A 22,468-nucleotide genomic window follows, 5' to 3' on the forward strand; every position below is an offset into this window, starting at 1 on the left:
GTGAACTTTGTATAGTATACTAACATAAAACTTTATTTAGAATAATTAATACTCATTAGAAATAATTGTAAGGAATATTTTGAAACAGTACTACTCATATGAAAATTTTAAAAGTGATACAAACAGGTTAATCAACAATGTTGCAGATTTTGAGGCAGAAGCGATACTCTCTATAGCAAGAGGCGGTTTCACACTCTCTCATGCAATGGCAGAGGGGCTGAATATTCGTGATGTGCAGAGCATACGCACAGAGTTGTATGACAATGAATGCAAACGTGAAGAGTTGACTCTTTTTGGCACATGCCATTTCAATGTAAAACGGGTTCTGGTTGTTGATGACATCGCCGACAGTGGTGAAACACTGCGATTTATCATGGAATATCTTCACAAGAACTTTTCAGGTATAGAGTTCAAATCTGCTACGCTTTTTTATAAAAAAACATCCTGTTATAAACCTGATTATTGGATAAATGAGGCAAATGCCTGGATAGAGTTCTTCTGGGAAAAGGATTTTATTTGTGAAAGGGATGACGCTTCGTAAAGTCTGTATCGTAAATATAGGCTGCTATCTCTTCAAGAACATCTTTTTCATAAGCAAGCTGCGGCATCAGTTCATGTTTTGCTATGGCATCTTGCATGATGGATTTGTCTGCATCGGGATCATGTACCCACTCTGAGAGATATTTTATAAAGTCGGGTTTGTTTGGAAAAGCTTCTTTGTATCGTTTTCGCACCTCCTGCATCGAAGGAGCAGATCTCTCTGTTGTTTCATAATGACAGGTGACACAATTACCGTGAAAAAGCAGTGCTCCCATTTTATCGGATGCTTCTAGTGAAAAAAGAGTTAAGCAAAAAAGGACAAAGTGTCGCATCAGCCGCGGGCCTTTTTGATCATCTCGTATGCCTGATTGATCTCCTGCGTCTTTTGTGTCGCCTCTTTTATGTATGCTTCACTTTTTCCCTGCGATTTGATAATGTCTGGATGATACTCACGTACAAGTTTTCTGTAGGCTTTTTTAATGGTCGCCATGTCGTCATTTTCAGAGACACCAAGCAGTCTGTAGGCATCTTCAAGAGTGTTTTGCGGATGAACATTTTGCATCATCTGTTCAAATTGATCGAAGATAGCATGGTAGGCCTGCGGGTCAAACTGCATTGTCTCGGCAATAAGAGCAAGGATCTTCTCTTCGCTTTTGCTCACTTCTCCGTCAGCAAAAGCGAGTTGGATGAGAAACTGCATAAACTGCTGCTGCATCGCTTTTGAGCGTTTTGTCGCATGTGAGAGAGCGTGAGCAAGGTGTTCTATGTTGTCCGTTCTCTCTTTTTCTTCGTTAAATATATCTTTGAGTATCTCTTTTGTCTTTGCAGGGTCAGGAAAAACGCTCGAGACATCATCGAGCATGTTTGAAATGAGTTCAGCTTCAAGCGCATCAATCCGGCCGTCGGCTTTGGCAACTTTCGCACAAAGGGCTACGAAAAGTCCGAGTTCACTTCTTTGAAGCGATTCTTTGGAAATTGAAAAGTCTTTAAAAGCCTCTTTTGAATAAGTTTCGTATTTTGCATAGCTTTTAAATACGTAATAAAAAACAGCGCCAAGAATGGCAAAAAGTATAATGTTTCCCATGGAAAATCCTTATAAATAATTTTTGCAATTATACACTTCAAAAGAAAATGCTACAATTCGCTTTATGAAACGACTGAAAAACCTTAATAAGGGCGTGCAGTATATGCTTATCGCCTCTTTTACTTTTGCCATCATGGGTGCATTTGCCAAACTTGCTTCACAGCATATGAGTTCGCTTGAAGTGGTTTTTTTTAGAAATATCGCCGGTGTTGTCATCGTCGGTGCGGCGGTTTTGAAAAAACCGATGCGCCATGTCGGCGGCAAGCCTTTGTTACTCTTTTTTCGCGGTTTTATGGGCTTTGTGGCACTTCTGGCTTTCTTTTACAATATCGCTCATATCTCTCTTGGCGATGCCATGACCTACTCAAAAACTTCTCCGATTTTTACGGCGATATTTGCATGGCTTTTTTTACATGAAAAATTAAGTATGAAAGCCTGGATAGCAGTTTTTATTGGGTTTGTAGGTATTGTCTTCATTACACAGCCGAGCGGATTTGGATTTAGCAAATATGACTGGCTTGGAATATTCTCAGGTGTGGGTGCGGCACTTGCCTATACCTCTGTGCGTGAGCTGAAACAGTACTATGATACCCGTGCAATCGTGCTCTCGTTTATGGGAGTGGGAACGCTTGGCCCTGTTTTGCTTTTTTTTGTATCACCCTACATTGATGCTCCTGAACTTGATTTCATACTCGGTAAGTTTGTTATGCCTCACGGAGTTGTCTGGTTGTATGTCATAGCAATGGGACTTTTTGCAACGCTTTCGCAGGTCTTGATGACGAAAGCCTACGGTGAGACAAAAGCCGGAATCGTCGGAGCCGTGAGTTATACAAACATCTTTTTTTCCATTTTGGTAGGGCTCTTTTTGGGAGATGCACTTCCAAGCGTTATGACGACATTTGGAATAGTTCTCATTGTAGTTGCGGGAGTGATGGTAGCAAGAGATAAGTAGAAGTTAAAAAGAAAAAGGTATAATAAGCCATATTTTTTAAAAGGCATTAGTGATGGTACTTTTAAGTGGACCATGTGTGATAGAGAGCGAAAAGAATATCTTTAAAATCGCTCAAGAATTAGAAAAATATCACAATGATGAATCAATAGATTTTTATTTTAAAGCCAGTTTTGACAAAGCCAATCGTACGTCGCTGGAGTCATTTCGCGGGCTTGGTATGGATGAGGGACTTCGCATCCTGCAAAAGGTCAAGGATGATTTTGGCTACAAGGTAGTGACGGATGTGCATGAGTCACAGCAGGTTCCTGCTGTTGCAGAGGTAGTCGATATGCTGCAGATTCCGGCGTTTTTATGTCGTCAGACAGATTTGCTTGTAGCATGTGCGCAAACAAAATGCAAGATAAATATCAAAAAAGGGCAGTTCTTGGATGCCAAAGCGATGCAGTATCCGGTTTTAAAGGTACTCCAAACTCGCGGATGCAGTGAAGCGAACTATGAAAATGCGCAGAAATATGGAGTATATCTCTGTGAGCGAGGCAATACCTTTGGATACGGCAATCTCGTTGTCGATATGCGCAATCTTGTCTTTATGAGAGAGTTCGCTCCGGTTATCTTTGATGCGACGCACTCCGTTCAGATGCCTACAGCAGAGAACGGCAAGACAGGCGGTGACAGCTCTATGGTGCCTTATCTGGCAAGTGCAGCTGCTGCTGTGGGTGTGGACGGTTTCTTTTTCGAGACGCACTTTGACCCGAGTATAGCTTTGAGTGACGGTCCAAATATGATCACGCTTGATAAGCTTGAAACATTGATAGCAAAAATTCAAAAAATTCAAGAAATAAATTAAACACAAAGGAAAATAATGAAACTTATTGAAGGTAAATTAAAAGTAGTAAACGGTAAAAAAATAGCGATCGTGAGTACACGATGGAATCACTTCATCGTCGATAGACTTGTAGAGGGGGCAAAAGATGCCTTTGACAGACACGGCGGGAATGCTGATGACTTGACACATGTACTTGTTCCGGGTGCTTTTGAGCTTCCGATGATCGTCGATCAGCTGCTTTCAAGCGGTAAATATGACGCCATCTGTGCTTTGGGAGCGGTTATCCGTGGCTCAACTCCACACTTTGATTATGTTGCGGCTGAAGCTACAAAAGGGATAGCATCTATGAGTCTAAAGTATCAAAAACCGGTCTCATTTGGACTTTTAACGACAGATACTATTGAGCAGGCAATCGAGCGTGCCGGTACAAAAGCAGGAAATAAAGGCTTTGAAGCAATGACGACTGTCGTTGAGATGTTAGATCTTTACGAGGCACTCTAATGGCAACAAGACATCACGCAAGAATGGCTGTTGTCAGCCTGCTGTACGCTTTTGATCTGGGAAACGGTAACACTTCTGAACATACAACTGAGATCTTAGAAGAGAAGAAGATCCGCAACAAACAACGTGATTTTGCACTTGATCTCTATGAGGGAGTTATGTCACATCTTGAAGAGATAGACAAGGCGATTATCGAACATCTTAAAGATTGGGATTTTGAGCGCTTGGGTGCTATTGAGCGTGCGACACTCCGTTTGGCTGCCTATGAGATTTTATTTGGCGATTTGGATTCTGCCGTTGTTATCAACGAAGCGGTTGAAGTTACCAAAGCCTTTGGAACGGAGCAATCGCCGAAATTTATCAATGGTGTTTTAGACGCAATAGCAAAAGACAAAAATCAAAAGTAGATAATTATGAAAAAAATAGTCCTTTTATGGAGTCTTTTGGCTGCTGCACTTTTTGGCGGCGTAGATTATCATAAGACAAACAACTGTCTTTTATGTCACGGCGGCATCGAGCATATTCGCCAACCCCAAACGGGCATGGCAAAAGCCATAGCGAAAAAGGCGGCAGAGGTCGGTTATGCAAGTAACAGCTGTATTGTCTGTCACGGCGGCAATCCTGCAACACGGCATAAAAGCAAAGCCCATAAGGGAACTATCAAGTACTTTTTAAAACATGAAGGGCCAAAAGAGTTCTATCCGGTTCCGGGAAGTCCATGGATAAACCAAAACACCTGCGGAATGTGCCATAAAGAGCAGGTCGCTGCACAGATGAACTCTCTGATGATGACAGAACAGGGGAAGATCCACGGTGTGCTTTACAGCTTTGGTGGACTCGAAGGGTATGAACATACAATGGCGAATTATGATGCCAAAAATCCGAAAGACCCTCACGCAAGACTTGGAACGAAGGTTTACAAAGAGTACATGCAAAAGCTTGCAAAACTCAATCCTCAGGTCTATCCCAAAGCAAATAAACAGATCCCTCCGGCTCCTACGGCCGAAGAAGCGACCAAGCATCCCGAACTCGCAGCCTATACTTATCTGAGAAATCAGTGTCTTCGCTGCCATACAGGCGGAAAAGGTCGACAAAAACGGGGTGATTACAGAGGTATCGGGTGTGCATCGTGTCATATTCCTTACTCTAACAGCGGTTTTTATGAGGGTAAAGACAAAACTATTCCTCATAATAAGCCGGGGCATCTTTTAGTGCATGAGATTCAATCCTCACGCAACGCCGTTGTTCATGTCAATGACATAAACTATACGGGTGTTCCGACGAAAACATGCTCAACCTGTCATAACCGTGGAAAAAGAATCGGCGTGAGTTATGAAGGGATGATGGAGACAAAGTACAATCCGACCTTTGATGAGTATGGAAACACACAGCCAAAACTCCATACGAAGAATTATATCCATCTAAAAGATGACGTTCATAGAAGCAAAGGGATGCTCTGTCAGGATTGTCATACCTCAAGAGATCTGCATGGTGACGGATTTATCAGTGGTGCAACACTCGCTCCTGTCGAGATAGAGTGTCAGGATTGCCACGGAACGACAAAACGTTATCCTTGGGAGCTTCCTTTAGGTTACAGTGATGAGTTCGAGACAAAACCTGTTGAGGGAAAAGCCAGAGGCGTGAGCAAGACCTTGGCAAAATACCTGATGAAAGGTACACACTATAAGCCGCAGGATGGCTATCTTTTAACAGCACGTGGAAATCCTTACAAGAATGTCGTTAGAGATGGTAATGATGTCATTGTCCATTTGGCAAGTGGCAAAGATATTACACTCCATCCGCTTAAAAAGCTAAAACAAGAGGAAAAGATCTCTAAAAAAGGTCTGGTTGCGATGGATCAGATCAGTGCTCATAATGACAAGATGGAGTGCTATACCTGTCATGATACCTGGGTGCCGCAGTGTTACGGATGCCATGTGAAAGTAGATTATTCTGGCGGGAAGAAGAGTGTTGACTGGCTTGCTTCTGCACACGACCATGATCTCCATGGTACAACAGCGCAGATGCGAAAAACATTGAAAGATCATCTCATTGACGGTAAAGTGACCGAAACACGAAGTTATCTACGCTGGGAAGATCCGCCGCTCGTACAAAACGGAGAGGGACGAGTTTCTCCTGCTATGCCTGGCTGTCAAGTCGTTATTACTGTCATTGGAAAAGACGGCAAGGCCGTGCAGCAAAATCATGTCAATATGATGCCAGATTATAAACATCCTGATTCAAACAGAACACTGCCGGGTATTGTGATGGCAGCTGTGCATTCACATACGGTTCAAAAAGAGGCGCGCGAGTGTGAGAGTTGTCACTCCAATCCAAAAGCGATGGGTTACGGCATTGAAGGCGGAAAGCTCTTTAGTGATCAGACACAGGATTGGAATGTAGGACTGAAAACGGCTTCGGGAGAGATGATTGCGAAGAGATTTAAAATCCAAAAACCAAAGATAGACAACTTTGGAATTGACTGGAGCCGGTTTGTGGATGAGAACGGAACACCGTTGCAGACCGTGGATAACCACTGGAATCTTGCCGGCCCGCTTTCAAATGAACAGAGGGATAAACTTGATAGACGCGGTGTCTGCCTCTCTTGTCATAAAGATATCCCTGAAGGGAATCTTGCCGTTTCCGCTATGACGCATATTGCCGAGATGGCAGATGTGAAGATAGATAATAAAGAGCATCAAAACATATTAAAAAAGATACTTAATATTGGCGCTTGGCTTCAGGTTTTAGGTGCTTTATTTATTATACTGCTTGTGTTGTATGTCCTTTACAGAAAATTTGTAAAGAAAAGATCGATTACATCGAAAAACAAAGGATGGAAATAGTGAAAAAAATAGTTTTTATACTGGCTTTGGGAGTCTCTTTGTTCGCAAATGACATTATTGTCAAAGAGAGTCACTGCAGTGTCAAGCAAACGGTAGAACACTTTAAAGGGATAGTCAAGGCAAAAGGATTACATGTCTTTGCCGTTATCAATCATAGCGGTAATGCCAGAGTGGTAAATATGAAGCTCAATGAATCAAAAATGATCGTATTTGGCAATGCAAAACTCGGTACTGCTCTTATGCAGCAGGATATGACGACAGGACTTGATCTGCCGCTGAGAGTTTTAGTTTTTAGAGATACGGATGGCAAAGTGAAAATGGCTTACAGAGACGGTTCATGGCTGGCAAACCACCACCTTTTGAATGCTAAAAAGAAGATAGCTAAAATGAACAATGCAATGGACAAAATCACAACGAAAGCGGGACAATGCAAGAGAGATTAACAAAAGAGCAGGCACTTGATCTGATTCGAAATGCCGACCTGAAAGAACTTGGTCGATTGGCAACGCAGCGAAAAAAAGAGCTGCATCCAAAGGGCATTACGACTTTTGTCATCGACAGAAACATCAACTACACCAATATTTGCTGGGTTGACTGTAAGTTTTGTGCTTTTTACAGACATGAAAAAGATACCGATGCCTATGTGCTTACCTTTGATGAGATAGATGCCAAGATAGATGAGCTTTTAGAGATCGGCGGAACGCAGATACTTTTTCAAGGCGGCGTGCATCCGAAGTTGAAGATAGAATGGTATGAGGATTTGGTTGAACATATCCATCAAAAATATCCGACGATCACCATCCATGGTTTCAGCTCCATTGAGATCGATTTTATAGCGAAGGTCTCACGCATCTCAGTTGAAGAGGTACTGGATCGTCTCAAAGCAAAAGGACTTGCTTCCATTCCCGGTGCTGGTGCAGAGATACTCTCGGACAAAGTGCGTGATATCATTGCACCAAAGAAGATAGACTCTGATGTATGGATAGATATTCACAGAAAAGCGCATAAGCTTGGTATTATGAGTACGGCTACAATGATGTACGGAACAATTGAGACGGATGAAGATATTATAGACCACTTGGATATGGTGCGAACGCTTCAGGATGAGACGGGTGGTTTTCGTGCATTTATCATGTGGAGCTTTCAAGGGAAAAATACGGCACTTTTAGAGCAGATTCCGGATATGGAAAAACCTTCATCGAACCGTTATCTGCGACTGCTTGCCGTAGCACGACTCTACCTTGACAATGTGCCAAATATTCAAAGTTCATGGGTCACGCAAGGTCCTTACATCGGGCAGATGGCACTGCGTTTTGGTGCAAATGATCTAGGCTCTACGATGATGGAAGAGAATGTAGTAAGTTCAGCCGGTGCGGCCTATGCAATGGCAAAAGATGAAATGGTGCACCTCATAAAAGATATCGGTGAAACGCCGGCAGTGAGAAATACAGCCTATGAGACTTTAGAGATTTTTGAATAATGAAATTTTTAATTTTACTTTTTTTAATAACAGGACAGATAGTAATGGCAGCAAAGATTGAGCATATTGAAGTAAAAGGGATAAAGATTCCTTTGATATTTGAAGAAGATAGACGACTTCCTCTTGTAAATACACAGATAGTCTTTACAAACAGCGGTAGCATAACCGACACCAAAAAAGCGGGGCTTGCGAAGTTCTCTGCAAAGATGTTAAATGAAGGCTCACGTGAGATGGGAGCCAACGGTTTTGCAGAGATGCTTGAATCAAAGGCTATCCATATGTCGGCATCAACCGGCAGTGAGACCTTTGTCATCGAGATGGGGTCGCTTAACGAGCAGTTCAAGCAGAGTGCGAAATATCTTAAAATGCTGCTCAAAAGTCCGAACTTTACAGAGCGTTCATTGAAAAAAGTAAAAACAATGACGATGGGTGCTATCTCACGCAAAGAGAATGACTATGACTACGTAGCTTCCAATGCACTTAAGAGTCTGCTTTTTAAAGGAACTGTCTTGGCACAGCCGGCATCCGGAACACTCAAAAGTGTGCAGAGTATCACACTTGAAGATGTCAAAAACTTTACAAAAAAACATCTTGTTCTCTCACGTGCCATTGTCGTAGTCGGCGGTGATGTCGACATTGAAGCAGTGAAAAAAGAGCTTGCAAAAGTGTTGAAGATTTTACCAAAAGGAAAAAGTGAGCCGCTGCCGTATTTTGAAGCTAACGGCGATGCGAAAACGGAAGTGCTCAAGCGAGAGACGGAACAGGCTTATATCTATTTTGGCTCGCCGTATAATATGGCTGTCAATGATGAAGATTACTATAAAGCGAGAGTGGCTACTTTCATTCTTGGAACAGGCGGCTTTGGAAGCAGACTGATGGAAGAGATACGCGTCAAGCGTGGACTTGCCTATTCAGCATATGCTAGAGTGCATGTGAGTAAGTCTGTAAGCTATCTCAACGGCTATTTGCAGACAAAGATCGAGTCTCAGGATGAAGCGAAAAAGACTGTCCAAGAGGTCATAGAGCAGTTTGTAAAAAATGGTGTGACGCAAGATGAGCTTGAGCAGACGAAGAAGTTTCTCCTTGGAAGTGAACCGCTTCGTGTGGAGACGATGAGCCAGAGACTTAACCGTACTTTTATGGACTACTACAAGGGATTTCCGCTTGATCACTCGAAAAAAGAGCTTCAAAAGATCAAAGATTTACAACTGGATGATCTTAACGATTTTATCAAACAGCATCGTGAGATTCTCAAATTAAGCTTCGCGATCGTTACAAAATAGATCGCAATGACAATAATAGGGCAGATTGAGAGAATCCTGTTTGAAGGTGATGACGGTTTTTTCATCGCTGTTTTAAAAACAGGAGAGAAGGTCAGCGGTACCTATTATGAAAGCGATATTAAAAATATAAAAGGCTCGGCCATTACCCTTGAGGGAGAGTGGCATGAGCATAAGAAATACGGCAGGACCTTCAAATTTACCTCCATCAAAGTCAATCAAAATGAACTTTTTTTCTTCTTGACCAAGGTTCTCAAAGGCTTTACGAAAAAACTCGCAGCCGATCTCATCGAGCAGTTTGGCTCAGAAAATCTTGTGAATATTTTAGACAATGACATTGAGCGGCTTTTAGAGGTCAAGGGCATTAAAGAGAAGCGCCTCAAAAAGATTCAGACATCATGGAAACAGTTTCGATCCATGCGTGAACTTGGTGAGTTCTTAAGCCCTTACAATGTCTCGCCTGTTCTTCTGACGACTATTGCCACAGCTATGAAAGACGTGGATGAGCCTTGCAGTAAAATAAAGAATAATCCTTACATCTTGACGGGTATCAGCGGCATCGGTTTTAAGCGTGCCGATGAGCTGGCTTTGAAGATGGGCGTGAGCAGGGAAGATGAGAACCGCATCAGTGCGGCGATGGATTATCTGCTGCTTGATTATTGTGAAGCAAACGGCAACTCCTGCATAGAGAAGTCTCTGCTCTTTAACGGGCTTGATGAACTGCTTGGCTTTGTTCAAAAAGAGCATCTTTATGAAGCGGCTTTAGTCGAGCGTGTAGGTGAGGGGAGCATCGTTATGATGAAAAACGATCGTCTCTCTCCTGCACGGCTTTATGATGCCGAGAAGTTTCTGTATGAAACATTTCGTGAGCGAGCCAAACGTGACAGCGGCGGTTATGTGAAAGTTCTTGATGCATTTTTGGCAGACTCTTCACTGAAACTCGGAGAGGAACAAAGACGGGCTGTGGAGATGATAAACAGTGGTGCTTCGATTTTGTTTTTGGTCGGGTATGCCGGAACCGGAAAAAGTACGACATCCAAGACGATACTTGAGCTTTTAAATACCCGTTATGATAACAAAGAGATCATCACCTGTGCGTTAAGCGGCATCGCCTCGCAGCGCATCAGTGACACGACAGGTTTTGAGTCTGCAACGATTCAGTCACTTTTGGTAAAACATGAAGAGAGTGATAAATTTCCCTACTCCGTTGTACTTATCGATGAGGCTTCGATGATAAATTCATCACTTTTTGCACGGCTTATGAGCAAGATATCAAATAAGGCCGTTGTCATCATCGTCGGTGATGATGCCCAACTGCCGCCGATAGGGGCGGGAAATGTGTTGAGTGATGTTTTAGCGCTGCAGCTCGCTCCTATTGTCAAGCTCACGCAGATATACCGCCAGTCACCCGAGCAGGCGATAACGCTCATCGCCAATGAGATACGTCGTGGCGAAGTACCGCACTATCGCGGTGAGTATGCGGACTTTGATTTTGTAGATGTCAACATTGCCAACTACTATGCGCTGAAAAACCAGCTTACACAGGATGAGCTTAAAGAGCTGCGTGAGAAGAACTCGCAGGATATTATCGCCGAGATGCTGCACAGGGTTGTAGAGTCGATAGAAAAAGCTCGTTACCGACTCAACAACAAGCAGATAAAAGAGTATCTCAACTATTTTCAGGTCATCACGCCGATGAAAGGCGGAACGCTTGGCAGTAACAATCTAAACAGGGTTCTGCAAGAGTATTTTAATCCCAATCCTAAAAAGTGCATAAAAAAGGGCGAGCAGGAGTTTCGTCTGATGGATAAAGTCGTGCATACTAAAAATGAAAATATGAACTCATGGAGTGCCGAGGGGTTTAAAATGGGAGAAGATTCTCACGAGAGACGTATCTTTAACGGTATGAGCGGGTTGCTTTTTAAGATAGATGAGGATGAGGAACAGGCTTTTGTCTTCTACCCAAATGAGGATGTCGTCGTGGTCTATGAGTATGACGAACTCAAATCACACCTGATGCTCTCCTATGCACTGACCATTCACAAGGTGCAGGGGATGGAGTATGACATTGTCGTTATTCCGATGAGTTTTACGCACTTTATCATGCACAATACGAAACTCATTTACACCGCCATTACGCGTGCAAAACATAAATGTATCATCATAGGTGAAAGTGCTGCGTTTGAGAATGCCTGTAGACGCGTTGAAGTGACACGCAGAGATACTGTTTTACTTGAACTTCAAGGTGCTGCAGGGTGAAGGGTATAAAAAGCGTTATTTGGAAAAAAGAGTATCTAACGCTTTTGCATCATCAAGGTTTTCTATCTTAGTGATGTTGCCGTTATCAAGAAGGATAACAACGATCTTCTCTTTGTTCATCCCTTTTGAGTATTCGGCTGAGAGTTTGTCGTCGTTGATAAGTAAAATAGGGAACTTTAGATCTTTTAAGTCTGGCAGAATGAACATCTTTTTGATAATGCTCGGTGCTGCTGAAACATCCGCTACATAGAGTGCTTTATGCTCTTGTAAAAAGTTTGCAGGTTTTTTCTCCAAAAAATCGTTACATGCGTGTCCTGTCGGCTTTGCGAATGAGAAAAAGACGATCTTCGTATCTGCTGTAATTGTACGTGGTTTACCGTTTTGGTCATTTAGTTTCATATCGGCTAAACTTTTTCCGACAGCGAGTTTTGCTTCTACATTTTTGTTTTCATCACTTTTTGAACTGCAGCCGACAAAGCTCAATGTCACAAGAAGGGCTAAAAGAATATTTTTCATATTGTCTCCGTTTTTTTGATTATGTGAAATAATACAGAATTGTTGATGAGATTATAATACTAATTAGATTTACTTAATATATTTAATACTTTTGAAAGTAAGAAAATTATTGTAAAATTTCACCAACATAATTATAAAGGAATAATAATATGGCATGGGCAACAGCGAGACATATACTTGTAGACGATGAAGCAAAATGTAATGAATTAAAAACAGAGATAGAAAACGGAGCTGATTTCGGCGAAATAGCCAAACAGTACTCGACGTGTCCTTCTTCACGCAACGGCGGGGATTTAGGGCAGTTTGGTCCGGGGCAGATGGTGCCTGAATTTGATAAGGCTGTATTTAGCGGTGATGTCGGTGTGGTTTACGGACCGATTCAGACACAGTTTGGCTATCATTTGTTGGAAGTTACAGGCAGAGGATAGAGAGTTGCGTGAGGTAAAAGCAGCCGCTGTGCAGATGAGCATGAGCGAAGATAAAGCAGCCAATGTCGCAAAAGCCAAACGCCTTGTGCGTGAGGCAGCGGCAAATGGTGCGAACATCATACTTTTACCCGAGCTCTTTGAGGGGCTTTACTTCTGTAAAGATATGGATGAGAAGTACTTTTCGTGGGCTTCTCCTCTTAAAGATAACAGACTTATAAAACAATTCAGTGAGCTCTCACGTGAGCTTGGTGTTGTTTTATTAGTCTCTTACTTTGAAAAAGCGGATGATGGCTACTTTAACTCTTTGGTGGTTATTGACAGTGACGGCAGTGTGATGGATAATTACCGTAAAACACACATTCCAGACGGTCCGGGATATGAAGAGAAGTTTTACTTCAAACCCGGCAATACCGGCTTTAGAGTTTATGACACAGCCTATGGAAAGATAGGTGTGGGCATCTGCTGGGATCAATGGTTTTGCGAAACGGCGCGGGCATTGACACTGCAAGGTGCAGAGATCATCTTCTATCCGACGGCCATTGGCAGTGAGCCTGAGATAGGACTTGATTCAAAAGAGCACTGGCAGCGCGTACAGATGGGACACGCCGCGACAAATACAGTGCCGGTGGTCGTGGCAAATCGCATAGGACGCGAAGCAGGCGAGAGCTGTGAGCTTACTTTTTACGGTTCAAGCTTCATTACCGACTACACAGGCAAGAAGATAGCCGAAGCCTCACGCGATAAAGAGGAGATTATCTACGCTCTGTTTGACTTGGATGAGAACGCCAAACAAAGAGAATACTGGGGACTTCTGCGTGACAGACGACCTGAAATGTATGGTAAAGTTGTAGTTGTCACCTGACCCCTTGTCTATGGACGAAATTCTTTATGAAAGATATGTAATAAAAGGAGAAAATTAAAATGGATGCAAAGGCATATTTTGTTTGAAATTACTACGGCTTGGATTGCTCCTGTTGTAATAGCTTTTGGTGTTGTGCTACGTCCGTATATTTTAAAATATATGGGCAAAAAAGGTTTTGTACCAAATCTTCTTTACTTTATTGTTCTGATGTTTATAGTTGTTCCTTTGGAAATGTATCATTTTCGTTTTACTCTAACATCTTTAGATGATGAGAGTGCGAAAAGGGTTGTCAGTAAAGTGCTGCAGAGCAAAATTTTAAGTGAGTATAAAACACCGACAAATGTTCTCTGGAAACCTTATGATGCAAAAAAGAAACTCTATAATATAAAAGCCAATATTCAAAAAAATGAAGAAACTTTTAATATTTACATGCAAACGAAGTGTGAATTTTTTAAAGGCTGTGAGCTTGCCTTAAAAGATATTGTCATCTTGAGTCAAAACGATAGACAAAACAGAGCGATACAAGATGTTACACAAGAGATGTTTTTCCATAGACCATGCTCTGACAAAATAGCACAAGATATGGCAATTACAAGAGTTATTCCTGGAATCTTTAAAATATTATTCGATAAATTTTCCAAGATAAAAGATACTCACGCAGATTACAAATTAGAAAATATAGGACTCAGCAGTGCAAAAGAGTTCAATACAGCTGAGAAACTTAAAGTCGATGCAAAGAATTACACTTTGGTGAACGAGTGTAAAGCCGATTTGAAACTTGAAGGATATTTTCATGTTATAAGTAAAGAAGGCGACAGTGCAAAGCCAATTTTGAAATATATGTTTCGTTCACTTCAACAAGATAAAGACCTTTATCTTCTAGAGGGACCTTTTTATTTTAATATTTATACAGATGATAGCAATGTAAATGTGATGGGTACTTTTTTAACTATAAAGAAGAAAAAATAAGAGTTTCTAACTCTTCAAGTTTTGCACTTGTAATATCTTTGAACTGTGTGCGGTTAAATGTCTGCTGACGTTTTGCGAGTTGTGCGGTGTGGGTGGAGATGAGCTCTAGCATCTCATCTTTTGTTGTTTTTCCATCGAGGTAGTCAAGAACCTCTACTATCCCGATAGCTCCCATTGCGTGAGGTGCTCTTGTATATTTTTGCTCCAAGTAGCAGACTTCATCAATGAGTCCTGTCTCATACATCTTCTGTGTTCTTTTTTTTATGCGCTCACGCAGCAGAGCTCTTTCTACGTCTATGTTGAATATCGGCAAGTTTTTAATAATGGGCTGCGGTGGATTCTCAGTGAACCAGACACTTGGAATCTCTCCTGAAGCTTCGTAGATAAGCAGCGCTTTTTCTATGCGATAGCGATCATTGGGAGCAATTTTTTTCATGTAAAGCGGGTCGATTTTTTGCAGAAGTTCATAAGCAGCAGAAAGATTCTGCAGCTGTTCTTGCACACCCTCTTGAATGAGAGAAGTTATCTCCGGTAAAACAGAAAGCCCGTCAAGCAGGGACTTGAGATAAAAAGAAGTACCACCGACAATGATGAGGTTTTTATTCTCTTTTTCACACTGTTGCACTACATCTTTATAAAGTTTTATAAATATCTCGACACTGAAATACTCATTTGGATAGATCTCATCGATGCCGAAATGCTTGACCTCACGCAGCTCTTCTTTGGATGGTTTGGCGGAGACTATGTCAATCTCTTTGTAGATACTAAGTGAGTCTATGGAGAGAATGTAGGCATCTATCTTTTTGGCAATGGCGATGGCAAGGTCACTTTTACCCGAAGCTGTTGGTCCTATGATGGCGAGTTGTCTGAAACTCATCTTTTCTCTTCGACTATTTCGACATCTTCTTCGATCTCATCGGTGAGCAGTTTTGGCTCTTCATTGGGTGCGATGTTACCGCTGAGGGCTTTGATGAGCTCACGCTGCTGCTCTTTGTCCAGCTCACCGCTTGCTACGGTGTCTATGATCTTCTCGGCGATGCGCATCTTTGTCATATTTTCCTGCTGATGGAAATATTTGTCGAGATTGTCCTGATAGGCACGTAGCTTATCATCATGTCTGCGTCTAAAGTAAAGATAAATAAAGTAACTTGCAATGACCAGAATGAGAAAGAGTATGACGAGCAGATAGCGTTTTATCTCCATGGAGTCTTGATGCTCTATCTCACGCAGTTTCGCTTCATTTGCCGCTTTCTCTTTTGCCTGTTCGAGCATGATTTTCTCTTTTTGGGCTTGGGCTTCAAGACGGATCTTCTCTAAAAGCTGCTCTTTCTCAAGTTTTGCCAGTGTCGTTTGTGATTCTATCTTGGCGAGTTCCTGCTCTTTTTGTGCATCTATCTTTTTGAGCTGAACCTCTTTGGAATCGGCTATCTTCTCTTCAAAAGCTTTTTTCTCCTGCAGTCTCTTTGCAGCGATCTCCTCTTTTGACTCTCCGAAATTGCATCCGCTGAAAAGAAGTGTCATTACCAGTAAAATTATTAGTTTCATTTAAAGCCTATATGTTAGAAATGTTCTAATATTTTACTGAAAAATTCATTAATTTACTTTTTATATAATAGAAGCAATGAAACAGTATAACTACATTTATGACACACAAGATGCATTTCAAAACTTTTTACAAGAAAGATCCATCAAGAATGAGGGTCGAAATATTCTCATTCAAATGTTCACTTCAGAACACTCTTTGGAAGATGCTGTAAAAATAGCCGAGGAGATAACGACGGTGCTGCCTCACGCAGCCATCATCGGTGCTTCAACCGCAGGTGAGATAATTTCAGGAAAGATTCTTGAAAAAAGTACAGTGCTGAGCATCTCTGTTTTTGAAAAAACTTCCATTGAACTTTTCAGTGCTTCTGCCGAGGACTCATACAAACTTGGACTCTTGCTTTCAAAACAGATATTTAACGCAAAGACAAAATGTGTCATTACCTTTGTAGACGGCTTACAGCATAACGGGCAAGAGTATCTTCAAGGCTTAAATGCGATGAACTACAACAATGCTGTTATTGCAGGCGGTATGGCAGCGGATATGCTGCACTTTGAAAAGACTTACACGATATGCGGTACAAAAGTTTCTCGCGGCTGTGCCGTCTGTGTCGCACTCTCGGGTGAAGAGCTCGAAGTACTGCAGGATTACAATCTCGGATGGAGAGCGGTAGGTCCGATATTTACGATTACAAAATCAGACGGTGCAAGAGTCTATGAGATCAACAATCGCCCTGTAAAAGATCTCTATAAAGAGGTTTTGGGGAGTTTTGCAGTTGAAAATATGCCGGCTTCTACCATAGAGTTTCCTTTGATCTTACAAGATGGCGATATGCTCGTAGCGCGTTCTCTGCTCAGTGTTTCTAAAGACGGCAGTATACTTTATGGTGGTAATCTTGAAGAGGGTGCTGAAGTGCGCTTTGGCATTGGCAGCAGAACTTTGGTCAATCAGTACAATCCAAGTGAAGCGCTTCTGGAATCTCAGTCGCTGCAGGCCTGCTTCATCTACTCCTGTATCGCGCGGAAGATGTTTCTTGACAAAGAGCTTGAAAAGAGTTTCAAGATCATAGAAAATACAGCCCCTTCAAGCGGTTTTTTTACCTATGGGGAGTTTTTTTTCAATGATCAAAAGACGAAACTGCTCAATATTACAACAACACTGCTCTTTTTACGTGAAAAAGGCACAGTTGGTGACACAGAGCATCATGACAGAACCAAAGAGACTATTAAAAACCAATCAAAGACGGATGGTGCTCTTTTTAATCTCATAGATTATGTGACAACTGAGCTAAAAGAACAGGAAAAAGGCTTTAAAAGTTCAAAATTTCAGCTTGATGAGTTTTTAAAGGCACTCGATTCTGTTGTTATCATTTCTCGAACAGATACTGATGGGATTATCACTTATGTAAATGAGCGATTTGAAGAGATAAGCGGTTACACAAAAGAAGAGTTGATAGGAAAACCGCACAGTATTGTCCGTAATCCGAATGTAGAAGATGCAGTCTTTGCAAAGATGTGGGAGACGATTACAAAAGGAAATATCTGGAAGGGCGAATTTTCCAATCGGGCAAAAGACGGCTCTCTCTATTATGTGAAATCATCCATTATTCCTATCCATGACGAGAACAGCGAGATCATCGAGTATATGGCCATACGTGAGGACGTAACCTCTTTGGTGGAGAGCAGAAAAAAAGCCGAAGCTGCCGAAGCTGCACAGTCTATGTTCTTGGCAAATATGTCTCATGAGATTCGTACGCCTATGAACGGCATACTCGGTTTTTCAGAGCTGCTTGCCAAAACAAAACTTGATGCTTCGCAGCAGAAGTATATAAAAGCGATCAACAGCTCAACAAAGATACTGCTTGATATTGTCAATGATATTCTTGACTCTTCCAAGATAACAAGCAACAAGATAGTGTTTGAAAAACTTGCCATCAATCCTTACGAAGAGTTTGCGACGACCTATGAGCTTTTAAAAACAACGGCGCAAGAGAAATCGATTAACTATGTATCTGAAATCGATGAAAATATCTCAAAATGTCTGTTGGGCGATGCGACAAGACTGCGTCAAATCAAGATCAATCTGCTCTCAAATGCCATTAAGTTCACACCGAAGTTCGGCGAAGTGAGATTCACTGTCTCTTTGGTCACAAGTGATGCAAAGAGTCAGACGCTTCTTTTTAGTGTAGAGGACAGTGGTATAGGCATAGCAAAAGAGAAACTGCAAGACATTTTCAAACCATTCTCACAAGCAGATGCCTCCACTACTAGAAAATTTGGCGGTACGGGTTTGGGGCTGAGTATCAGTTCTGATCTCATCAAAGCCTTTGGCAGTGAACTGAAAGTAGATTCTGAGGTCGGTAAGGGAAGCAGATTCTATTTTACAATGCGTTTTGATATTTGTGAAGATGAGGTTACTAAAGAAGTGCCGGCTGCTGATGCAGTGTGTCAAAATGATGAAGAGTGCAACAAGCTGCACCTCAATGTGTTGGCAGCTGAAGATTATGATGTTAACAGAATGCTTATTGAATCCATTTTTGAAAAATACAAAAATATTGAACTCTCTTTTGCCGTTAACGGTAAAGATGCCATAGAAAAACTGCAGCAAAATGATTTTGATCTCGTGTTGATGGATATCAATATGCCTGTTCTCAACGGTATTGACGCAACACGCTACATACGCCAAAAGCTGCACAGAAAAGTGCCTATAGTCGCTTTGACTGCAAATGCTCTTGAGGGTGACAGAGAAAAATTTCTTGAATGCGGCATGGATGAGTATCTCTCAAAACCCATCGATGTGGAAGCATTGGAAAATATTTTATGCAAATATTCAAAAACCGAAACAGAGATGTATTCACGTTACATAGATACGGTTTTGGAGCGTTTGAAGTTAAAACTTGGACTTTCTGAGACAGTTTCTAAAAAACTTTTGAAAACTTTTTTAGAGAGTTTAAAAGAGATACTTCCGGAGCTTCAAGAAGCACTGGAACTTAAAGATGTTCAAAAAGTCTATGAAACTGCTCATAAGCTCAAAGGTGCGGCAGGAGCACTTTACATAGGTGAAATCTATGAGATAATGCTGAAAATTGAAACAGCGGCACAGCAGGGTATCATAGTTGAATGTGAAGAGGATATGAAACAAGTCTGTGAATATGTGACTGTTTTGGAGAAAGCACTTTAAAATATCATTAAAGTTTAAATCACTTTTTGTTAAAATATAACTAATAGACTTCCTGCAAAACTCCTATAAGACATATAGGAGTTTTGCAGGAAGTCTAATTAAAATATGGGGTGAAGTTTGCAGAGACTGATACAAAAAGCAAAAGATTTTAATGAACTGGTGATGTTTGAACACTCCATTTTTTCACTGCCGTTTATTTTTATAGCTATGGTGGTGGCAGCTGATGGCTGGTTTGGCTTTGGACTGCTCATTTTGGGTGTGTTGGCTGCTTTGAGTGCTCGTAATTTTGCAATGGGTGTCAATCGTTATGCCGACAGTGACATCGATGCAAAAAATCCACGAACGGCAAATCGTCCCAATGTTGATGGCAGACTGGACAAATCAAGTATTTTGGTCTTTATCATTGTTAATGCTTTGGTATTCATCGCTGTGGCTTATGTGATCAACTCGCTTGCCTTTGCTTTGAGTGTTCCTATCCTTGCCGTACTTGCCTCGTATTCGTACATGAAACGTTTTTCCTCTTTAGCGCATGTCGTTTTAGGTGTAGCATTGGGGCTGGCACCTATTGCAGGTGTTATTGCCGTGAGTGCAGCGATCCCTCTTTGGTCGGTACTGCTTTCACTCGGTGTTATCTTCTGGGTTGCCGGATTTGATCTGCTCTATTCGCTGCAGGATATTGATTTTGACAAAGATAACGATCTCTACTCCATTCCTTCACGCTACGGTGCGGATGCAACGCTTTTCATCTCTGCTCTTTTTCATGCTTTGGCGGTTCTTTTTTGGCTTCTTTTTGTCTGGGCGGCAGGGCTCGGCTTTTTTGCATTTGTCGCCGCAGCGGGAAGCGGCTTTGTGCTTGCCTATGAACAACGGCTAGTGAGACGGGACTTTACGCAGATAGACCGCGCTTTTTTTACGGTAAATGGTTATCTCGGGATCGCTTTTTTTGTTCTTATCGTACTTGACAGGATGGTATCATGAGTGAACCCCGTTTAGTTCCCGCACCCATAAGCATAGCGTTCTCGGAAGCTTCTTTGGATAGAGAGACGTATGAGAGAGAGTTTCAACAGCTATCAGAAAGTGATGATGATCCTATCTCTCAGTGGCTAAAACTTGCAAAAGCAAGAGGAGATACTGCAGAGAGCGATCCTGTCATCTTAAATCTTGTGGTTGAGCTTCATAGAAAGATAGACGCACTTGAGGCATTTTTGAAAAATGAAACGCCAAAACGGGTATCGCTGACGCAAGAGGCTGAGATAGAATCAATAGGATTTGAGCATTTCAAACTCAAAGAGCCGTTGCTTGAGGTTGGCAAAGAGTACTATGGGCGTGTTGCCATGCCTGTGCATCCAAAACGTGATATCGGAGTCTTCTTTAAAGCACTTACGCCGCAGCTTGCAGAGATAATAAAAATACATGAGAGAGATGAAAAAGAGTGGGCTGCTTATATGACCGCCCGTGAGAGAATTCTCATTCGTCAGGCAAGAGAGAAGAGACAGTGAACCTAGAAAACTTTACTTTTAATATAGAATATGTCGTCGTTGCCATGGCAGCTGTTATCCTTTATCTGCTCTATTATGTCTATACGAAAGATTCGGATTACTCACGCAATATCCGTTCGGTCGCCTCAGTCGTAGAAGATCTTAACAGAGAACTTTTTTATCTTAAACGTCAACTCAAAGAGACGGAGTCATCAATTACAAAGGTACCTTCACATATGAGTGATGATGAGATATATCAGGAGATAGAACGCTCAGTCTATGACATGGTGCAGCCGCTCTCTATGGCTCTCAAACAGATACAGAACAACATAGACAGCATTGAAGTGGAGATAGAATCACGTATAGCACAGCTTGAAAGCGGCGTGAAGCAGATATCTATGCCTGCATCCATTCATGGAAATGACGATGAGAAGATCATCTCACTTTACAAACAGGGCATCTCTATTGATGCTATCTCAAAAGAACTGCATATTTCAAAACCTGAAGTTGAATTTGTACTCAAAATAAATAAGATCAAGTAGCGTAGATGACGGCGGATAGAAAGCTTTTTACCCTTGTTTGTATCTTGATAGGTATGAGTATCATCCTCTCATATACGCTGACGCCTTACACGACCATCCTTTTTGGCGTGAGCGAATTTCATTTCGTTATCAGGCAGGCAATTTTTGGTTTTATGGGTATTTTTATTATCTTTGGACTTTCACAGCTTGATCCCGATAAATGGCTCAAACCAATTGGTTTTACACTCTTTTTTGGTTCTTTGATACTGATGATAGCAATGCCTTTTTTGCCGGAGAGCATTGTTTCAGCAGTTGGGGGTGCAAAGCGTTGGATAAAGATCGGTCCTGTCTCTTTGGCACCTGTTGAGTTTTTTAAGGTTGGTTTTGTCTATTTCTTGGCGTGGAGTTTTTCACGCAAGCTAGGACACCATGCAAATATGGGACTCTCGAACGAATTCAAGAGATTTTTGCCGTATGCGGTTGTTTTTGTTGCGGCTATGTTCATTATCGCTTTTTTGCAAAAGGACATTGGACAGGTTGTCGTGCTTGGTGCGACACTTCTTTTTATGCTCATCTTTGCGGGCAGCAGTTTCCGATTCTTCCTCGCTATTTTGGGAGGGATATTCACGGCTATCACTCTTTTCATTTTAACGGCGGAACATAGGATCTTGCGTATAAAATCATGGTGGTCCATAGCGCAGAACTCGGTACTAGGACTCCTTCCTGATTCCATGGCAGATAAACTCAGAGTTCCTGTTGAGGTCGAGCCCTATCAGATAGGAAATTCGCTCAATGCCATTCACAATGGTGGATTCTTTGGAACAGGATTAGCCGATGGGACTTTTAAGCTCGGGTTTTTATCTGAAGTTCATACCGACTTTGTTCTTGCAGGGCTTGCTGAAGAGTTTGGTTTTGTAGGAGTCTTTTTAGTTGTTTTCATCTTTATGTGGATGTTGCAGCGGATCTTCAAGGTCGCCAACCGTGTTGATGATACAAGTTTGTATCTCTTTAGCATAGGTATCGGGTTGGTTTTGGCATTTTCATTTTTGGTAAATGCCTACGGTATCAGTGGAATTACCCCTATCAAAGGGCTTGCTGTTCCCTTCCTTTCTTACGGGGGTTCTTCAATGCTGGGTGCGAGCTTTGGTGTGGGTATGGTGCTGATGGCTTCAAAAAAAGCAGATATGAGTTAAAAGTCAGAGA

23 protein-coding genes are annotated in these 22,468 nt (G+C 41.8%); 18 read left to right on the forward strand and 5 right to left on the reverse strand.

Annotation, left to right across the window (positions count from 1 at the left end; all coding sequences use genetic code 11):
* Positions 1-79: 79 nt before the first annotated feature.
* Positions 80-541 (forward strand): phosphoribosyltransferase, encoded by a 462-nt coding sequence (locus FM071_RS01545; RefSeq protein WP_193111293.1) that lies wholly within the window; start codon positions 80-82, stop codon positions 539-541.
* Here FM071_RS01545 and FM071_RS01550 read toward each other — a convergent pair.
* Positions 513-872: a c-type cytochrome gene (locus tag FM071_RS01550; RefSeq protein ID WP_226960549.1), complete on the reverse strand. Its 360-nt coding sequence runs from the start codon at positions 870-872 to the stop codon at positions 513-515. The genes FM071_RS01545 and FM071_RS01550 overlap by 29 nt on opposite strands.
* A complete protein-coding gene (locus FM071_RS01555) occupies positions 872-1,624 on the reverse strand; it encodes a TerB family tellurite resistance protein (RefSeq protein WP_193111294.1) in 753 nt (250 codons plus the stop codon). Before FM071_RS01555 ends, FM071_RS01550 begins: the two co-directional genes overlap by 1 nt.
* 64 nt (positions 1,625-1,688) lie before the next feature.
* On the opposite strand from FM071_RS01555, the gene FM071_RS01560 reads away from it, so the two are divergent.
* Genes FM071_RS01560 through FM071_RS01600 form a run of 9 tightly spaced genes read left to right on the forward strand, consistent with a single transcriptional unit; the run spans position 1,689 to position 11,768 of the window.
* Positions 1,689-2,576, forward strand: coding sequence for a DMT family transporter (locus FM071_RS01560; RefSeq protein ID WP_193111992.1), 888 nt, complete (start codon positions 1,689-1,691; stop codon positions 2,574-2,576).
* Positions 2,577-2,628: 52 nt separating this feature from the next.
* Positions 2,629-3,423 (forward strand): 3-deoxy-8-phosphooctulonate synthase, encoded by a 795-nt coding sequence (kdsA, locus tag FM071_RS01565; RefSeq protein WP_193111295.1) that lies wholly within the window; start codon positions 2,629-2,631, stop codon positions 3,421-3,423.
* 15 nt (positions 3,424-3,438) lie between these two features.
* Positions 3,439-3,903, forward strand: coding sequence for a 6,7-dimethyl-8-ribityllumazine synthase (gene ribH, locus FM071_RS01570; protein ID WP_193111296.1), 465 nt, complete (start codon positions 3,439-3,441; stop codon positions 3,901-3,903).
* Positions 3,903-4,310 carry a transcription antitermination factor NusB gene (gene nusB / locus FM071_RS01575; protein ID WP_193111297.1) on the forward strand — a complete coding sequence of 136 codons (408 nt, stop codon included), beginning with the start codon at positions 3,903-3,905 and terminating at the stop codon, positions 4,308-4,310. Before ribH ends, nusB begins: the two co-directional genes overlap by 1 nt.
* Before the next feature lie 6 nt (positions 4,311-4,316).
* Complete coding sequence (locus FM071_RS01580; protein WP_193111298.1) at positions 4,317-6,749, forward strand: multiheme c-type cytochrome; 2,433 nt, start codon at positions 4,317-4,319, stop codon at positions 6,747-6,749.
* Positions 6,749-7,192 (forward strand): DUF302 domain-containing protein, encoded by a 444-nt coding sequence (locus FM071_RS01585; protein WP_193111299.1) that lies wholly within the window; start codon positions 6,749-6,751, stop codon positions 7,190-7,192. Before FM071_RS01580 ends, FM071_RS01585 begins: the two co-directional genes overlap by 1 nt.
* The gene (locus FM071_RS01590) at positions 7,177-8,229 is read left to right on the forward strand and encodes a dehypoxanthine futalosine cyclase (RefSeq protein ID WP_193111300.1); all 1,053 of its coding nucleotides are present in this window, start codon (positions 7,177-7,179) and stop codon (positions 8,227-8,229) included. Before FM071_RS01585 ends, FM071_RS01590 begins: the two co-directional genes overlap by 16 nt.
* Positions 8,229-9,512, forward strand: a complete 1,284-nt coding sequence (locus tag FM071_RS01595; protein WP_226960551.1) for a M16 family metallopeptidase — start codon at positions 8,229-8,231, stop codon at positions 9,510-9,512. Before FM071_RS01590 ends, FM071_RS01595 begins: the two co-directional genes overlap by 1 nt.
* 6 nt (positions 9,513-9,518) lie before the next feature.
* Entirely contained in the window at positions 9,519-11,768 is a 2,250-nt protein-coding gene (locus tag FM071_RS01600; RefSeq protein ID WP_226960552.1) for an AAA family ATPase, read from the forward strand.
* 15 nt (positions 11,769-11,783) lie between these two features.
* On the opposite strand, the gene FM071_RS01605 is transcribed toward FM071_RS01600, so the two are convergent.
* The gene (locus tag FM071_RS01605; protein WP_193111301.1) at positions 11,784-12,284 is read right to left on the reverse strand and encodes a putative periplasmic lipoprotein; all 501 of its coding nucleotides are present in this window, start codon (positions 12,282-12,284) and stop codon (positions 11,784-11,786) included.
* A gap of 149 nt (positions 12,285-12,433) precedes the next feature.
* Between FM071_RS01605 and FM071_RS01610 the strand changes: the two genes are divergently transcribed.
* The 3 genes from FM071_RS01610 (at position 12,434) to FM071_RS01620 (ending at position 14,543) form a co-directional block, all read left to right on the forward strand.
* The gene (locus tag FM071_RS01610) at positions 12,434-12,712 is read left to right on the forward strand and encodes a peptidylprolyl isomerase (protein WP_193111302.1); all 279 of its coding nucleotides are present in this window, start codon (positions 12,434-12,436) and stop codon (positions 12,710-12,712) included.
* Positions 12,675-13,574, forward strand: coding sequence for an N-carbamoylputrescine amidase (gene aguB / locus FM071_RS01615; protein WP_226960553.1), 900 nt, complete (start codon positions 12,675-12,677; stop codon positions 13,572-13,574). Before FM071_RS01610 ends, aguB begins: the two co-directional genes overlap by 38 nt.
* A gap of 78 nt (positions 13,575-13,652) precedes the next feature.
* Positions 13,653-14,543: a hypothetical protein gene (locus tag FM071_RS01620; protein ID WP_193111303.1), complete on the forward strand. Its 891-nt coding sequence runs from the start codon at positions 13,653-13,655 to the stop codon at positions 14,541-14,543.
* Here the strand turns inward: FM071_RS01620 and miaA are convergent.
* Both miaA and FM071_RS01630 read right to left on the reverse strand, forming a co-directional pair.
* Entirely contained in the window at positions 14,524-15,420 is an 897-nt protein-coding gene (gene miaA / locus FM071_RS01625) for a tRNA (adenosine(37)-N6)-dimethylallyltransferase MiaA (RefSeq protein WP_193111304.1), read from the reverse strand. The two genes, FM071_RS01620 and miaA, sit on opposite strands and share 20 nt — an antisense overlap.
* Complete coding sequence (locus FM071_RS01630) at positions 15,417-16,088, reverse strand: hypothetical protein (RefSeq protein WP_193111305.1); 672 nt, start codon at positions 16,086-16,088, stop codon at positions 15,417-15,419. The genes miaA and FM071_RS01630 overlap by 4 nt, the downstream gene beginning before the upstream one ends.
* Before the next feature lie 76 nt (positions 16,089-16,164).
* Here FM071_RS01630 and FM071_RS01635 point away from each other — a divergent pair, with 76 nt between their 5' ends.
* The 5 genes from FM071_RS01635 to FM071_RS01655 all read left to right on the forward strand — a co-directional run bounded on the left by FM071_RS01635 (position 16,165) and on the right by FM071_RS01655 (position 22,458).
* The gene (locus FM071_RS01635) at positions 16,165-19,266 is read left to right on the forward strand and encodes an FIST N-terminal domain-containing protein (RefSeq protein WP_193111306.1); all 3,102 of its coding nucleotides are present in this window, start codon (positions 16,165-16,167) and stop codon (positions 19,264-19,266) included.
* Positions 19,267-19,383: 117 nt separating this feature from the next.
* Positions 19,384-20,244: a menaquinone biosynthesis prenyltransferase MqnP gene (mqnP, locus tag FM071_RS01640; protein ID WP_193111307.1), complete on the forward strand. Its 861-nt coding sequence runs from the start codon at positions 19,384-19,386 to the stop codon at positions 20,242-20,244.
* Positions 20,241-20,765 (forward strand): hypothetical protein, encoded by a 525-nt coding sequence (locus tag FM071_RS01645; RefSeq protein ID WP_193111308.1) that lies wholly within the window; start codon positions 20,241-20,243, stop codon positions 20,763-20,765. The genes mqnP and FM071_RS01645 overlap by 4 nt, the downstream gene beginning before the upstream one ends.
* Complete coding sequence (locus FM071_RS01650; protein ID WP_193111309.1) at positions 20,762-21,286, forward strand: DUF6115 domain-containing protein; 525 nt, start codon at positions 20,762-20,764, stop codon at positions 21,284-21,286. Before FM071_RS01645 ends, FM071_RS01650 begins: the two co-directional genes overlap by 4 nt.
* A gap of 5 nt (positions 21,287-21,291) precedes the next feature.
* Complete coding sequence (locus FM071_RS01655) at positions 21,292-22,458, forward strand: FtsW/RodA/SpoVE family cell cycle protein (protein ID WP_193111310.1); 1,167 nt, start codon at positions 21,292-21,294, stop codon at positions 22,456-22,458.
* The last annotated feature ends 10 nt before the right edge of the window (positions 22,459-22,468 follow it).

It is taken from the genome of Sulfurimonas paralvinellae, from assembly GCF_014905135.1.
GTDB classification, from domain to species: Bacteria; Campylobacterota; Campylobacteria; order Campylobacterales; family Sulfurimonadaceae; genus Sulfurimonas; species Sulfurimonas paralvinellae.